Origin of the sequence: Rhodanobacter sp. C05 (genome assembly GCF_002001165.1) — a bacterium.
Classification (GTDB): Bacteria; Pseudomonadota; Gammaproteobacteria; order Xanthomonadales; family Rhodanobacteraceae; genus Rhodanobacter.
Genome location: NZ_MUNQ01000006.1, coordinates 281,304 through 297,394 on the forward strand (window position 1 = coordinate 281,304; position 16,091 = coordinate 297,394).

General features: G+C 64.3%; 11 protein-coding genes. 8 read left to right on the plus strand and 3 right to left on the minus strand.

From position 1 onward, the window contains the following. Positions 1-44 precede the first annotated feature (44 nt). Together B0E51_RS03895 and B0E51_RS03900 are read left to right on the plus strand one after the other, a co-directional pair. Positions 45-2,036: a hypothetical protein gene (locus tag B0E51_RS03895; protein WP_254424398.1), complete on the plus strand. Its 1,992-nt coding sequence runs from the start codon at positions 45-47 to the stop codon at positions 2,034-2,036. 102 nt (positions 2,037-2,138) lie between these two features. Then, entirely contained in the window at positions 2,139-2,969 is an 831-nt protein-coding gene (locus B0E51_RS03900) for a hypothetical protein (protein ID WP_077443522.1), read from the plus strand. Between the two features lie 18 nt (positions 2,970-2,987). Here B0E51_RS03900 and B0E51_RS03905 read toward each other — a convergent pair whose 3' ends face one another. Genes B0E51_RS03905 through B0E51_RS03915 form a run of 3 tightly spaced genes read right to left on the minus strand, consistent with a single transcriptional unit; the run spans position 2,988 to position 7,157 of the window. Beyond that, positions 2,988-5,258, minus strand: a complete 2,271-nt coding sequence (locus tag B0E51_RS03905) for a molybdopterin cofactor-binding domain-containing protein (RefSeq protein ID WP_254424399.1) — start codon at positions 5,256-5,258, stop codon at positions 2,988-2,990. Continuing rightward, positions 5,255-5,782: a (2Fe-2S)-binding protein gene (locus tag B0E51_RS03910; RefSeq protein WP_077443523.1), complete on the minus strand. Its 528-nt coding sequence runs from the start codon at positions 5,780-5,782 to the stop codon at positions 5,255-5,257. The genes B0E51_RS03905 and B0E51_RS03910 overlap by 4 nt, the downstream gene beginning before the upstream one ends. 52 nt (positions 5,783-5,834) lie before the next feature. Then, positions 5,835-7,157: an amino acid permease gene (locus B0E51_RS03915; RefSeq protein ID WP_143525779.1), complete on the minus strand. Its 1,323-nt coding sequence runs from the start codon at positions 7,155-7,157 to the stop codon at positions 5,835-5,837. A gap of 310 nt (positions 7,158-7,467) precedes the next feature. Between B0E51_RS03915 and B0E51_RS03920 the strand changes: the two genes are divergently transcribed. The 6 genes from B0E51_RS03920 (at position 7,468) to B0E51_RS03945 (ending at position 16,073) form a co-directional block, all read left to right on the plus strand. After that, positions 7,468-8,049: an outer membrane beta-barrel protein gene (locus tag B0E51_RS03920; RefSeq protein WP_077443524.1), complete on the plus strand. Its 582-nt coding sequence runs from the start codon at positions 7,468-7,470 to the stop codon at positions 8,047-8,049. Positions 8,050-8,189: 140 nt separating this feature from the next. Then, positions 8,190-9,704 carry a fumarate hydratase gene (locus B0E51_RS03925; protein ID WP_077443525.1) on the plus strand — a complete coding sequence of 505 codons (1,515 nt, stop codon included), beginning with the start codon at positions 8,190-8,192 and terminating at the stop codon, positions 9,702-9,704. Between the two features lie 316 nt (positions 9,705-10,020). Then, positions 10,021-12,651: a bifunctional aspartate kinase/diaminopimelate decarboxylase gene (locus B0E51_RS03930; RefSeq protein ID WP_256364099.1), complete on the plus strand. Its 2,631-nt coding sequence runs from the start codon at positions 10,021-10,023 to the stop codon at positions 12,649-12,651. A gap of 26 nt (positions 12,652-12,677) precedes the next feature. Continuing rightward, positions 12,678-14,018 (plus strand): UDP-N-acetyl-alpha-D-muramoyl-L-alanyl-L-glutamate epimerase, encoded by a 1,341-nt coding sequence (gene murL / locus B0E51_RS03935; protein WP_077443666.1) that lies wholly within the window; start codon positions 12,678-12,680, stop codon positions 14,016-14,018. Further along, positions 14,018-15,376 (plus strand): UDP-N-acetylmuramoyl-L-alanine--D-glutamate ligase, encoded by a 1,359-nt coding sequence (murD, locus tag B0E51_RS03940; RefSeq protein ID WP_077443527.1) that lies wholly within the window; start codon positions 14,018-14,020, stop codon positions 15,374-15,376. The genes murL and murD overlap by 1 nt, the downstream gene beginning before the upstream one ends. Before the next feature lie 112 nt (positions 15,377-15,488). Further along, complete coding sequence (locus tag B0E51_RS03945) at positions 15,489-16,073, plus strand: carboxypeptidase-like regulatory domain-containing protein (protein ID WP_254424400.1); 585 nt, start codon at positions 15,489-15,491, stop codon at positions 16,071-16,073. Positions 16,074-16,091 lie beyond the last annotated feature (18 nt).

The window sequence follows — 16,091 nt, forward strand, 5'->3', positions numbered from 1 at the left end:
CCAGCATCATGTGGAATCGCGGCGGCGCCCGTTACACTGATCACATGCCTTTGCCGCCCCCGGATCAACCTGCCGCCGGCCGTCCTGCCAGCCATCCCTCGCGAGCCATCCTGAGTTCGCCGCTGGCCGCGGCTGCCCGTGCCGGGGTCTATCGCCGTCGTACCCGCGAGCGTCCGCGCGAGCGCGGACTGCGCGTGTTCGCCATGGTCGGCGCACTGCTGGTGCATCTGCTGTTCCTGTTCGCCTTCGTGCTGGGGCCTGCCTACGAGGTCAAGCTGCCGCCGGAAGGGAAGGAACAGTTCGTGCAGGTGCATCTGATCGAGACACCCGAAACGCCACCACCACCTCCCGTGCTCGGCACGCCGCCGAAAGAGCTGGGACCAAGGCATCAGGGGCATGCCAGTGGTGTTGTATCGAGCCGCGAGCAGAACACGAATGCACGGGCAGCAGTCGTCACACAGCCGACCCCGGCTTCCGTGCCTCCGGTGATCACGCAGGCAGCAAAGTCTGTCGCGCCGGCGGCAAAACCGGTGGCAGCTCCGGCGCCACCGGTGAGCCTGCCCAAGCCGGCACCGACACCGCAGCTGCAGCCGATCCCGCTGGCCAGTGAGCCGCCTCCGGTGAGTTTGCCGTCGTTGTCGTTGCAACCACCGGTGCTGCCGAAGTTCCAGCCCGAGCCAGTGCGCCCATCGCAGCTCGAAGGTACGCGACCGTTGCTGCCACCCCCATCATTGGTGACCCCGGAACTGCCGGCACATGCACCGCCGTCGATCGCCATGCCGAACGTCGCGATGAACATCATGGTGCCGAAGTCCAGCGTGCCGGTCAGCATGACGCCGGTTCAGGTGCAGGTGCCTGCTGCACCACCAGTACCGGAACTGCAACCGACCCCGTTACCGGCGCAGCCATTGCCCGCGGTGCACCTGCAGGCCCAGCTGAGCCTGCCCAAGCCGAGCACGCCGCGGGAGCAACTGCATGTGCAGGCATCGCACATCGACCTTGCCGAGGCTGAGCTGGAAGCAGTGCCGCCAGCTCCTGCGGCCGTGCAAGTACAGGTGCGTGCACCGGCAGCGAAGATTGATGTTGCCGACAAGATGCCCTTGCCAGCCATCCAGCCGTCCAATGAGCCGGTGCAGCCGAGCACATCACCTGCGGTCGTCACGACCAACGCACCTGCGTTGCCGGCGTCGACCGCGAACAAGCCGGTCGAGTCGCACGCGTCAGCCACGAGTGAACAGCCGGCCGCTGCACCCAGTCCGAGTCAGGCCAGTGCAGAACGTGACCTCAGCAGTGCGCCCAATGCCAGCCCTCTGGGCAGCGATACCGCCACGCCGGGTGAGCCCACCGGGGTGGCCGCTGCACCGGAAAGCGAAACGGAGCACGCCAATGGTCCCCCGGCGAAGCCCGGACAGAGCGGTGCCAAAGGCGCTGCCGGCAAGGCGCAAGAGCCCGGCCAGCTCGGTGGCAGCCAGCCCGGGGCTGCCGAGGGAGCAGTGCATGGCGGACCCAACGGCTACGTGCAACTGAAGCCGAGCGGCGACACCGAAATCATGGGCCACGGCACGCCGAACATTGGTTACAAGCCGACCCGCTTCGACGGGGACTGGACGCCGGAGGACGAGAGCTCGGTCGACACCGCGCTGCGTCATGCCGTGGAAAAGACCACGGTGGCGCATACCTTCCATTTGCCGCGTGGCGTGCGCGTGGAATGCAAGGTGATACCGCTGCTGCCGATGAGTCTGTTCGGCTGCGGCAATCCCGACCCGCCGCCTGCACCCGTTGCCGCGAAGGTCTACGACCGTCTGCATCTGGCACCGGCCAATCCGGTGGCAGCGCCCACACCGGCACCGGCAGCCAGCACGGCAGCGACGGTGGCCCCGATCAAGCTCGACAACAGCGTGCAATGTGCCGAAGCCCGCGTCGCCGGTGGTCCGTTGCCACCTGGCTGCGAAGGCATTGCCGTGCCGGCCACGAAGAGCCTCAGGCCGGCATCGTCGTCCAGCTCATGGGTGCCGGCCAGCGACCAGTTTCACTGAGGGATACCGGCCACGCCACGACGGCGTTGCATGCGGCCAATGAAAGAGCGATGCTCGGAATTCGCCAAGGCGTGGGTCGGAGCAGACCCGGGGAGCGCAGCGATGTCCGAGCATCTGGATACCTGGACGGCAGCAGATCTTCTCTCGTACGAGAAGTACATCGAGTCCACCACCGGGCTCGAACGGTTGAGTCGGGTCGCGACCGCGGATGAGGAATGGGTCGTCAGCGACTGGGATGGCGAACGCTATACCATCCGCTTCGACAAGAACTTCTCGAAGAAGCACCTCGCGACCTTCTCGAAGGACCGCGAACGCACCGAGACGGAGGCCTATTTCGAGTGGCTGAACTCGGGCAAGACCCGCGATGCCGGCGAGAACTGGCAGCGCGCCGAGCACAAGTTCATGAACGAGAAGATGAAGACGACGGCGGACAACCGCAATGTCGCCAACGCCTGCACCTGCGGGCATCTCTTCAACAAGCATCCGGGTGGTGGCGCGTGCAACCAGGTCGGTTGTGTCTGCGCGAAATTCACCACCGCGTTCGCAGCCAGCCGGATTGCCGCCGGCAAGCCTACCGAAGACCCGTTGGCAGGCATGAAGACGCCGAAGACCACCTTCATCGTGCTGAACTGGGTGCCGAAGGCTGATTTCGAGAGTGTGGTCGTGCAATCGATCCAGGCGCACGAGAAACCGTCCGGCTGGAAGCGCGGCGATCCACTGGCCAAGGCGGTGAACGACGAAGCCGTATTGAAGTGGGACTTTGGCACTGCCCGCCTCGGTGCCGTGGTGCAGGCACAGGCCGGTACCGACCCCGCCAGCTGGATCAGGAAGCAGGGTTGCTACATCAAGGCGAAGAAGATCGCCACCGACTGGGGCAGGCAGACGTGGCAGGTGTTCCACATGGAGAGCAGTCCGCCGCATGCGGCATTCTGATGCAGACGACCTTGCCGGTCACAGCAAACGCAGCAGTTCCTTCATCAACGGCAATCGCCGCACGCGCACGGCAGTGGCACGGAATACCGCGTTGGCCAGGGCAGGAGCAGCGGTGGGCATGGCGAGAAAACTGGCGCCGGCGGGTGGCAGGTCATCGTTGGGGACGATGATCACTTCCACCGCATTGGGCAGCTGGGCCATGGTCGCCAGCGGGTAGTCCTTCGGATGGTGCTGCTGGATCTGACCGTCCTTGAAGGTGATCGCCAGGTTGAGCGCGTTGGAAAGGCCATCGAGCGTGGCGCCGGCGATCTGGCCTTCCAGACCTTGCGGATTGATTACCCGACCGACATCGACGGCGCAAACGACGCGCTGGATGATCAGCTTTTCGCCCTGCATCGCCACCTCGATCGCGTGCGCCACATAGGCGCCATTGACGTGCCAGCAGGCGATGCCCAGACCGTTCACGCTGTGCAGCCAGTTCTTCCATCCGATGCGATCGGCGACCAGTTTCAGCACATGGGTCAGGCGGCCAGTGTCGAGCACGCCGCCGGTGCTCAGCGAGAGCTGGCGCGCCGGGCCGAGCAGGCGCAGCTGGGTGTCGAGTGGATCCTCCTTCATGCTTTGCGCGATTTCGTCGATGAAGCTTTGCACGGCGAACGCATTGCTGAGGTACGGCATGCCGCGCATGGGGCCGCGCGGGATCGACGAGTTCACGGCGTACCAGTCGCTGCGGTAGTTGGGTATCAGTGCGGCAGGGATCTGGTCGGCATCGAGCTCGGACGTCCACAGACGATTGTCCGGCACGCTACGTCGCACGAGTGCCGAGGCACTGGCCATGCGCTGGTTCCAGCCGGTCAGCTGGCGCTTGCGATCCATGGTGGCGCTGAGCTGGTGCACACTGCCGGAGCAGTAGTAATCGTGTTCGAGATCCTGCCCGTGCGTCCACAGCAGGCGCACCGGCTTGTCGACGGCCTTGGCCAGCATCACCGCTTCGGCGACATAGTCGTGATCGAGTCGGCGGCCGTAGCCACCGCCGATACGCGGGACCTTGATCTCGATCTGGTCGGGGCCCAGGCCGGTCAGACGCTGCACCACGGCCCAGGCTTTCTGCGGTGCCTGGGTGGGCACGACTACGCTGGCGTGATCCTTGTCCAGTCGCACCAGACAGTTCATCGGTTCGGCGACCGCATGCGCCAGCCACGGCTGATAGTAGGTCGCCTGCACGCGGCGCGCGGCCTTCTTGCCGGCGGCATCGACATCACCGTCGTTGCGCACGCGCATAGTGGGATCGGTCTTGCCATTGAGCAAGGTCTCGCCCTGCTGTTCCAGCGCGGCGCTGCTCTCGCTGCCGCTGGCACCAGGCTTCCATTCGAGCTTGAGCTTCTGCCGACCCTGCAGTGCCGACCAGGTGTCTTCCGCCAGCACGGCCACCGCTGGCGCGATAGCCGTATTGCCCAGCGCCTGGCCAGGTTCCGGTTTCAGCATCAGCACCTTCACCACGCCCTTGACAGCCATCGCATCGGTGAAGTCGATGTTCGCCAGGGAGCCGTCCGGCCATGGGCAGTGCACCAGCACGGCAACCAGGGCGTCGCCATAAAAATGATCGATCGCAAACTGCGTCTGCCCGGTGACGATGCCACGCGCGTCAATGTCGCCCGCAGGCTGGCCGATCAGGCGATAGCGATCGGGCGTCTTGACCGGTGGTAGCTGATCCGGCGGGGCGATCTTGCCGGCGCTTTCGGCCAGGCTGCCATAGCTAAGACGGCGGCCGTCCGGCGCGATCACGGTGCCGGACTCGCAGTGCAGCCGATCGGCCTGCACACCCAGCTGGCGAGCTGCGGCCTGCAGCAACAGCCAGCGCGCCAGCGCGCCCATCTTGCGCAGGTCGTTCCAGGCGGCGGGAATCGAACCACCGGTGCCGCCGATCTGGCGCCCGTAGGTCCAGCGCGGCTGGCCGTTGTTGTCGCTCACGCCGAGACCGAGCGGCACCACGCTGACGCGGGTCCAGTCGGCATCGAGTTCGTCGGCGATGATTCGTGGCAGCGAGGTGGCCACGCCGGTACCGGTATCCGGATCGCGCGCGCCGATCAGCACATTGCCATCGCTGTCGATGCGCACAAACGCACCCAGGTCGTAGAAATTGTCGCCGAACAGGGCAGCTGGCAGCGGTGCATTGTCCGCGCGGGCCGTACGGATGCCGATCATCAGTACGCCGGCGCCGCCGGCCAGCACCTGCAGGAAACGGCGGCGCGAGAGCCGGAGCTTGTCGTGCGTGATGTCGCCCCTCATACCTGGTCTGCCTTGCCGGCGGCGGCGCGCTTGATCGCGCGGCGCACGCGAGTCTGGCAGCCGCAGCGGCACAGGTTTGGCAGCTGGTCGAGATCGTCGTCGCCGGGATGCGGCTTGCGCTTGAGCAGGTCGACGGCGGCGATCAGCCAGCCCGGCGTGCAGTAGCCGCAGCCGATCGCGTCCTCGTCGATGAAGGCCTGCTGCACCGGATGCAGGCCGCCGTCGTTGGCGGCCAGGCCTTCCACCGTGGTCACCGACTTGTCGGCCAGCTTGGCCATCGGCAAGGTGATGGCGGAGACCGCCTTGTCGTTCAGCAGTACCAGGTCGGCCCCGGTTTCACCGGCGTACTTGGTGCCGGTCAGCCGCAGCACGTCACGCAGGAACCAGAGCAACGGCATCTGCGGATCACCGGTATGGCGGTAATGCTCGCCGTTGATCTCAAGATCAATGCCGTCGCGCACCTTCTCGGGCACGATGCCGCTTGCCGGAGCGGCCGGTGTGATCAAGTCTTGCGCGAGCGCCATCCATCATCTCCTTCGAAATCTGTCCGCGCATTGTGGCATTGCCGCCACCTGGTTAGGAGCCTGTGCGGCTGAACAGGCGGCGCCAGACAACATACACCGGCACACCGGCCAGCATGATCAGTGCACCCATGCCGGCGTTGCGCGGATTGTCGAGCATTGTCATCACCACGACCCACGCCACGATGCCGATGAACAGCAATGGCAGCCACGGGTAGCCCGGCACCCTGAAACTGAGCATGGGGTCATCGCGGCGGCGATACCAGAACAGGGTGGCGACACCGGCTGCACAGGCCAGCCAGTCGCCGAATGTGGCGTAGTCCAGCAGCTGGCCGTAACTGCCTGACAGCGCCAGCACGATCGCCCAGCCAGTCAACAACAGCAGCGCCGCATTCGGCGTCCGATAGCGCGGGTGAAGTCGCGCCACCGAGCGGAAGAACAGGCCGTCCTCGCCCATCACCTGAAGCACCCGTGCGCCAGCGACCAGGGTGATGTTGCAGAAGCCCAGCGTGGAGATTGCTACACCCAGCGCGATCAATTTCGCACCGAGTGGACCGAACACCTGCTGCATCACGTCTGCCGCCGGTGCATGGCTGGCCGCCAGGCCGGCATGGCCGAGCACGGCCAGATACGCCACGTTGACCAGCACGTAGGCGACGATCACCAGCAGCATGCCCAGCAACAATGCGCGTGGCAGCGCGCGTTGCGGATCGCGCACTTCACCGGCCAGGTTGTTGAGATAGGTGAAGCCCGAATAGGCAAACAGCACCGGTAGTGCCGCGCCGATGAAGCCGATGCCACTGCGCGTCGGGTCGACGGCCAGCACCTGGTCGTGGCCGGCGCCGGCAAGGAACAGGCCACACACCACCAGCACCGCCACCGCCAGCAGTTTGAGCAGGGCGAACAGGTTCTGGATCTGCGCGCCGAGACGGATACCGAACAGGTTGATGCCGCTGACGAACACCAGGGCGCCAACGGTGAGCGGCAGCGTCATTGATGGTGGCAGACTGAACACCGCCGATGCATAGCTGGCGAAGATCGTCGCCACCGCGGCAGTGGAGCCGGAGTAGATCACCAGCAGCATGGTCCAGCCAAACAGGAATCCGGCCAGTGGTCCGAACGCTTCGCGCAGGTAAACATAGGTGCCACCTGCGTGAGGGCGGCGTGCACCAAGCTCGGCATAGCACAACGCACCGATCAGGGTGAGCACGCCGGCACCCGCCCACATCAACAGTAGCGTCAGGCCCGAATCGGTGCGCTGCGCGGCGATGCCGGGGTTGAGAAAGATGCCACCGCCGATGATGCCGCCGACCACGATCAGGGCAGCATCCCATGGACGCAGGCTGCGCTGGTAGCCGGACGTGGGGGAGTCATTCATGGCATCGCCGCGGCAGGGAATGGCGGCGAGCATGCGGGCTTGCTGGAACGGCAGCAAGCCCATGGTGTGGCGAGGAGCTCCATGTTTCATCCGGTGGACGACGGTGCCGAAGGGTGCAGGCCTGTCGTCATGCGCGTCGCGTGAGGTGAGTGAGAAGACTGGATTATTCCGCTATTAATTACGATTTTGACCGTCCGCTTTTCGTACTTATTTACGACTATTGCAAGGCGATGTGGTGTTATCGAGAATGCGCGTCCCGCGCGCATCCTGCCGCGGGCATGCAAGCAAGAATCCACAAACAGGGAAGCTAATGAACAAGCGTATTCCGATGGCCGCTATCGCCGTTGCACTGGCGGCTGTCTCGACCAGCTCGTTTGCCGCCGATCAAGGCGCATTTTTCATCAATGGCAATCTGGGCCAGTCGAATTATCACGACAGCGGTTTCACCGACCATACGGATACCAGCACGTCCGTTCGCGCAGGCTACAGCTGGCAGGGCAGCACGACCGATTTCGGTGTCGAAGCAGGTTACGTCAGTCTGGGCACGGCGAGCGGTTCGGTGAGCACCAATAACGTCACCGCCAACTACAGTGTCAAGGGCACGGGGCCGCTGCTGGGCGTGAACTTCAAGTACAAGTTCAACAACAAGATGTTCCTGTCTGCACGTGGCGGCTGGTTCCACTCAAGCCTCGATGCAAACATCAGTGGCCTGGGTTCCCAGAACTTCCATGGCGATGGCAGCTACATCGGTGCCGGCGTGGGTTATGACATCTCCTCGCACTTCAGCCTCGGCGTGAGCTACGACGATTATCACGCCCGTGCGAAGATCTACGGAATCAAGTCTGGCGAGAGCATCGGCGTGTTCTCCGGCTTTGCTGAATACCGCTTCTGAACGATCGCTATCACGTCAAAACAACGGCCGCCTTGCGCGGCCGTTGTTTTTTGATGCTTGGCCCGATTGCGGCACAATGCACAGCTTGCGCTGCGGATATCGGATTGCAGTGCCTTCATCTCCAAACCGAAACCTCCGCCATGACCATCATCAAGCAAGACGATCTGATCCAGTCGGTTGCCGACGCGCTGCAGTACATCAGCTATTACCACCCGGTCGACTACATCAAGGGTCTTGCCGCCGCCTACGAGCGCGAGGAGAGTCCTGCCGCCAGGGACGCGATGGCGCAGATCCTGATCAATTCGCGGATGGCGGCCGAGGGGCATCGCCCGCTGTGTCAGGACACCGGCATCGTCACCGTGTTCCTCAAGATCGGCATGAACGTGCAGTGGGACGCCACGCTGTCGCTGGACGAGATGGTCAACGAGGGCGTGCGCCGTGCCTACAACGACCCGGACAACAAACTGCGCGCCAGCATCCTGGCCGACCCGGCCGGCAAGCGCATCAACACCAAGGACAACACTCCGGCGATCATCAACGTCTCGATCGTGCCGGGCGACAAGCTGGACGTGATCGTGGCGGCGAAGGGTGGCGGCTCCGAGGCGAAATCGAAGTTCGTGATGCTCAACCCGTCCGACTCGATCGTCGACTGGGTGCTGAAGACCGTGCCGACGATGGGTGCCGGCTGGTGCCCGCCGGGCATGCTCGGCCTCGGTATCGGTGGCACCGCCGAAAAGGCGATGCTGCTGGCGAAGGAGGCGCTGATGGAGCCGATCGACATCCAGGAACTGATCGCGCGCGGCCCAGGCAATCGCGCCGAGGAGCTGCGCATCGAGCTGTACGAGAAGGTCAACGCGCTCGGCATCGGTGCGCAGGGCCTGGGCGGCCTCACCACCGTGCTCGACATCAAGATCAAGGATTACCCGACCCACGCGGCGAACCTGCCGGTGGCGCTGATCCCGAACTGCGCCGCCACCCGCCATGCGCACTTCACGCTCGACGGATCCGGTCCGGTGATGCTCGATCCACCGTCGCTGCAAGACTGGCCGAAGCTGACCTACGACAGCTCGAAGGGTCGTCGGGTGAACCTCGACGCCGTGACGCGCGAGGAAGTGGCGAGCTGGAAACCGGGCGAAGTGCTGCTGCTCAATGGCAAACTGCTGACCGGCCGCGACGCCGCGCACAAGCGCATGGTCGAGATGTTGAGCAAGGGCGAGCCGTTGCCGGTGGATTTCAAGGGCCGCTTCATCTATTACGTCGGCCCGGTCGATGCGGTGCGCGACGAAGTGGTGGGGCCCGCCGGCCCGACCACCGCCACCCGCATGGACAAGTTCACCGAACAGGTGCTGGCGCAGACCGGCCTGCTCGGCATGGTCGGCAAGGCCGAGCGTGGTCCGGCGGCGGTCGAGGCGATCAAGAAGCACCAGTCGGTGTACCTGATGGCGGTCGGCGGCGCGGCGTATCTGGTATCCAAGGCGATCAAGGCCTCGCGCGTGGTCGGCTTTGCCGATCTGGGCATGGAGGCGATCTACGAGTTCACCGTGCAGGACATGCCGGTGACGGTGGCGGTGGATTCCGCGGGCACCTCGGTGCACCAGACTGGCCCGAAAGAATGGCAGGCGCGGATCGGCAGGATCCCCGTGGTCGTGGCGTAACACCAATTTTCTTCCTCTCCCCTTTGGCGACTATAGGAAGTCCCCTTTTCGGGAGGAGAGGATCGAGGTGAGGGGCGTGGCCTCGCGAGAGGCTTCACCTGGCCCGTCATCCCAGCGAACGCTGGGATCCAACGCCTGCACATCTGGCGGAGAAAAGTCGCTGGATCCCGGCTTCTGCCGGGATGACGGTTCTTCGAGCCATACGCCCGCGCATTTAGCCATCCAAACGCCTGCAGCCTCCGAGTGGTTGCATTCAACCTGCTGCGGCGCAACACTGGCTAGATTGTCTTCCCCCAAACATCGCTTGAAGGTACCTGTGAACCCGCAAAGCCCCGCGTCGCTTCCTGCCGACGCCCCCTGGATCGTGATGAAGTTCGGCGGCACCAGTGTCGCCACGCTGCCCCGCTGGCAGAACATCCGTGAGCTGGTCGCCAGCCGGCGCGCCGAGGGTGCTCGGGTGCTGGTGGTCGTCTCCGCCTTGACCGGTATCACCGACGCACTCAAACAACTGTGCGCACAGGGCGAAAAGAGCAAACGCAACGAAGCAGCGAAGGCGATTGCGAAGCGGCATTACGAGCTGCTCGATCACATGCAGCTGGCGATGCCGGAGACGCTGGGCACGCGACTGACGGAGCTGGTGAATTTGGCCGATGACGGTTCGGCGAAGCTGGGCGAGCTGGCCTGGCAGGCACAGGTGCAGGCGCATGGCGAGTTGATGTCCAGTGCGCTGGGTGCGGCCTTCCTCAGTCATACCGAGCTGCCCACACAATGGCTGGATGCACGCGATTGCCTCGCCGCGATTGCCTTGCCGAACCAGAACGAGCGCACCCGGCTGCTGTCCTCGATGGTCGATTCGCGACCCGATCCGGTACTGGCTGCACGGCTGGCGACGCTGGGTGAGGTGTTCATCACGCAAGGTTTCATCGCCCGCGAGTCGCATGCCGAAAAGGGCACAAGCGGGCGCACTGTGTTGCTCGGGCGCGGCGGGTCAGATACTTCGGCCTCCTACTTCGGCGCGCTGCTGAAGGCGCAGCGGGTGGAGATCTGGACCGACGTGGCCGGCATGTTCACCGCCAACCCGCGTCAGGTGCCGGGCGCGCGCCTGCTGCAACGTCTGGATTACGAAGAGGCGCAGGAAATCGCTTCCACCGGTGCCAAGGTGCTGCATCCGCGTTGCCTGTCGCCGTTGCGCGAGTCGCGCGTGCCGCTGCTGATCAAGGACACCAACCGTCCCGAACTCGACGGCACGGTGATCGGTCCCGAGGTGCGCGCACACGCGCCCAGCGTCAAGGCGATCAGCGCGCGCAAGGGCATCACCCTGGTGTCGATGGAATCGGTCGGCATGTGGCAGCAGGTCGGTTTCCTCGCCGACGTGTTTGCGCACTTCAAGCAGCATGGACTATCGGTCGACCTGATCGGTTCGGCCGAGACCAATGTCACGGTGTCGCTCGATCCCACCGAAAACCTGCTCGATTCCGACGCGATCGCGGCGCTGGCCACCGACCTGGCCAAGGTGTGCCGGGTCAAGGTGATCGCGCCATGCGCGGCAATCACCCTGGTCGGTCGCGGCATGCGTTCGCTGCTGCATACCTTGTCCGGCGTGCTGGCCGAGTTCGGCCAGTTGCGCGTGCACATGATTTCGCAGTCATCGAACAACCTCAATCTCACCTTCGTGGTGGATGAGGAAGTGGTCGACGCGCTGCTGCCGCACCTGCATGACTTGCTGATCGCTGCGGGCGCGCTGCGTACCGACGACAGCGCGTTGTTCGGTCCCAGCTGGCAGACGCTGTACGGCAGTGGCGAAACGTCCGGTACGGCGACGGCCTGGTGGCGCGAGTCGCAGCGGACACGCCTGCTGGAACTGGCGGCCGAAGCCACGCCGCGTTACGTCTATCACCTGCCGACGGTGCGCCAGCAGGCGCGCGAGCTGAAGTCGCTCACGGTGGTCGATCGACTGCATTACGCGGTCAAGGCGAATACCCATCCGGAAATCCTGCGCATGCTGGTCGCGGAAGGTTTCGCGTTCGAGTGCGTCTCGCCGGGCGAATTGAGAGCAGTCAGCGAGATCGTGCCGGAAGCCACGCCGCTGCTGTTCACGCCTAATTTCGCGCCCCGCGAGGATTACGTTTTTGCGCTTGGCACCCACGCCACCGTGACGCTGGATTCGTTGTATCCGATCGAGCATTGGGGCGAGTTGTTCCGCGGCAGGGAGATCGTGCTGCGGGTGGACCTGGGTCGCGGCCTGGGCCATCACGAGAAAGTGCGCACGGGCGGCAGCGGCAGCAAGTTCGGCCTGCCGCTGGACCAGCTTGCCAACTTCCTGCAGCTTGCCGAAACCCATAACGTGACGATTCGCGGTCTGCATGCGCATCTGGGTTCGGGTGTGCTCGATGCCAGTCACTGGGGCGAGGTCTATGCGCAACTGGCCAGTCTGGCCGAGCGCATCGGCAGCGTGGCGTTCCTGAACATCGGTGGTGGTCTCGGCGTGCCATCGCATCCGGGTGAGGCGCGGCTGGACATCGCCGAACTCGATCGCGTGCTGCGCGAGGTCAAGGCGGCTTATCCGCAGTACCAGTTGTGGATGGAACCCGGTCGATATCTGGTCGCCGATGCTGGCGTATTGCTGACGCGGGTGACCCAGCAGAAGGGCAAGGCCCAGCTGCGCTATCTGGGTGTCGATACCGGCATGAACAGCCTGATCCGCCCCGCGCTGTATGACGCCTGGCACGAGATCGTCAATCTCACGCGGCTCGATGAGCCGGCCACCGCGCTGTACCAGGTGGTGGGTCCGATCTGTGAGAGTGGCGACGTCCTTGGCACCGATCGGCGGTTGCCCGAGGCGCTGGAGGGCGACGTGATGCTGATCGCCCAGGCCGGTGCCTACGGCAAGGTGATGTCCTCGCCGTACAACCTGCGCGACGAAGCCGACGAGATCGTGATCGAATAAGCGCCACGGCGCTGGAGAAAGTATTGGTGAGCAAGATGATTCAACCGCGGCTGACCCAGCTGTTCCGCTTCGTGCGCTGCAGCTACGCCGATGGCGTGGCCGAGCTGGTGTACGCGTTTGACGATGGCGAGGAGCTGGTCGAGCAGATCCGTTTCCCGAATCCGCCGGCGCTTCAGGCTGAGTACGCCGCGGCATTTGATGCCGCGTTGAAGCTGCTGCATCTGATCGCGGGTGTTAGCTATTACAAGGCTGGGATACCGCCGAAGATCGAGGTGGCGACCGGGCCGCTTGATGATGCCACCGCCGAACTGCTGGATCAGCTATACCTGCATGGGTTGGCTGAGTTTGCCTATCGCAACGGGCTGGATCTACGCGGTCGTATTGCATTTCCACGTGGTGGAACTACGCACCCCGTCGGTGCATTGAATCTTCCGAAGCGCACCCTGGTGCCAATCGGTGGCGGCAAGGATTCGCTGGTCGCGGTCGAGGCGATCAAGTCGATCGGCGGTGAGGCGACCGCGGTGTGGGTCGGCAATTCGGCGCTGATCGCCGCCTGTGCCGAGCGCACCGGCCTGCCCACGCTGAACATCCAGCGCGAGCTGGCACCGCGCTTGTTCGAACTGAACCGGCTGGGTGCGTGGAACGGGCATATCCCGGTGACTGCGGTGAATTCGGCGATTCTCGCCGTCGCCGCGATCCTCTACGGCTATGACTCGATCGCGTTCGCGAACGAGCGCTCCGCCTCGGCCGCCACGCTGGAGTACGAGGGCCAGCAGGTCAACCACCAGTGGAGCAAGGGTTATGCGTTCGAGCAGCTGCTGGGCGACTGGCTGCACACGCATGTGGCCAGCGATCTCGACTACTGCTCGCTGCTGCGGCCGTATTCGGAGCTGGCGATCACCCGCGCCTTCGCGAAGCTGACGCCGTACTTCGACGTGTTCTCCAGCTGCAACCGCAACTTCCGGATCCTCGGCCCGAAGCCGGCCGACCGCTGGTGCGGGCAGTGCCCGAAGTGCCACTTTGTCTTCCTCGCGCTGGCGCCGTTCCTGCCCAAGCCGCGGCTGCTTTCCATCTTCGGCCGCAACCTGCTGGATGACGAAGCGCAGGCAGGTGGCTTCGATGCGCTGCTGGAATACCAGGACCACAAGCCGTTCGAATGCGTGGGCGAGGGCGCTGAGGCGCGTGCCGCGATGTGTGCGTTGAGTCAGCGCCCGGAGTGGCAGGAAGATGCGCTTGTCGCACGCTTCCGCAGCGAGATCCTGCCGCAGCTGGACACGACCCAGCTGGCACTGGAGCCATGGCTGGAGGCATCGGCCGAGCAACGCGTCCCGCTTCGATTGCGGCCCGCACTGGCGACGATCGGCTGATGCGCATTGCCGATCTGGATGGCCAGCGCGTCGCTGTCTGGGGCTTCGGCCGCGAAGGACGCGCGGCGATCACGGCGCTGCGCAAGCGATTGCCGCAGCAAGCCCTGACGTTGTTCTGCGCGCCTGCCGAGGTCGATGCGGCGCGGGCGTTCGATACAGTGCTCGACGTGCGCGGTGTGGAGCCCGAGGCAGCGGTACTCGCGGCTTTCGATGTGGTGATCAAATCGCCCGGCATTTCGGCCTACAAGCCTGCGCTGCTGGCGGCACAGGCACAGGGCACGCGTTTCACGTCCGGCACCGCGCTGTGGTTTGGCGAGAATCCGGATGCGCGCGTGATTGCCGTCACCGGCACCAAGGGCAAGAGCACCACCAGTGCGCTGGTTGCACATCTGGCGCGCGCGCTTGGCGTGCGCACCGCGCTCGCGGGCAATATCGGCCTGCCATTGCTGGAGCTGCTGGATCAATCGGCCGACCTGTGGGTGATCGAGCTGTCCAGCTTCCAGACTGGCGAAGCTGGGCTGCTGGAACTCGGCGTGATCACCAGCCTGTACGAGGAACATCTGGACTGGCATGGTTCGCGCGAGCGCTATGTTGCCGACAAGCTTCGTCTCACCGATGTTTCGCGACAGTTGCTGGTCAATGCACTGCAACCGGCATTGCTGGAACACACGCAGCAGCATCCGCATCGCCTGCTGTTCGGTCAGCCGACAGGCTGGCACGTCACTGATGGTTGCATCCGTCGCGGTCCGCAGGAAGTCTTTCCGGTCGATCAACTCGCTGCGCCTGGTCTGCATAACGCACTCAATGCCTGCTCTGCGCTGGCGGCCCTATCCGCCGTCGGCATGGATGCACTGGCGGCGGCGCCCGCGCTGGCGCATTTCCGTCCGCTGCCGCATCGCCTGCAATCGTTGGGCGAGCGTGGAGGCTTTCACTGGGTCAACGATTCGATCAGCACCACGCCGTTGGCCACGCTGGCGGCGCTGGAAAGCCTGCATGGTCGCGCAGTGACCGTGCTGGTCGGTGGCCATGATCGCGGACTGGACTGGATGCCTTTCGTCGATGCGATGCACAGTGCACCCGCGCATGCGATCGTCTGCATGGGCAGCAACGGTGCGCGCATTGAAGCGGCGCTGTGCGATGCCAACGTGGGCTGCCCGATCGTGCGAGTCGATGATCTCGCTGCTGCTGTGGCCGAAGCGAAAGCACGTGCACCCAAAGGTGGTGTCATTCTGTTGTCACCCGGCGCACCTAGCTTCGATCAGTTCAAGGACTACGCGGAACGCGGGCGACGCTTCGCTGAACAGGCTGGCTTTGACGCCGTGACGATCGTGGGCATCGAAGGCATGGGCATCGCTTGATCCCAGTGGCCGTTTCGCATGAAATGCGGTGATCCCAAGCGCAGAATGTGACATTCGCGGCGAAGGACGACTTGCGGGAGGCAGGTTGTTTTGCTATTCAGGTCGTTGCGGAATGTTTCATGGAAGCTGGCCGCGGGGGATGGTGATGGCAAGGCTATGGAATGGGCGGGATACGACGCGGACACGCGAACTTGCGTTGTCCCAGGCTGCAAAGCCTCATTGGCGGCTTTTACGTGCCGGGCAGATTCTGTTGCCCTTGCTGCTTTGCTGCGCGCTGTTTTTGACGACTGCTGAAGAGGCGAATGCCATGGGAAAGATGTGCCTGTTTTCTGCGGTGCGCGGTGTGGTGCTGGACCATGGTCAGCCGGTCAAGGGAGCGAGCATCGAGCGCAGCTACAAATGGATGTGGAATGATCAGACTGGCAACGACGAGGCCACTACCGATGCACAGGGGGCGTTCTCGTTGCCGGTAATCTGGGGGCAATCCCTGTTCGGATCGTTGATGCCGCATGAGCCCAACGTGCGGCAGACGATCCTGATCAAGTACGCCGGAAAAAGCTACGAAGCGTGGCTGTTCAACAAGGGTGAGTACGCGGAGAACGGTGAGCTCAAGGGTCGGCCGATTTCACTGACATGTCGACTTGAAGCCGAGCCTGCACGGCACGGCGAGGTTTACGGTATCTGCGAGCCACAGTGACGCCATAAGTCATCAAGG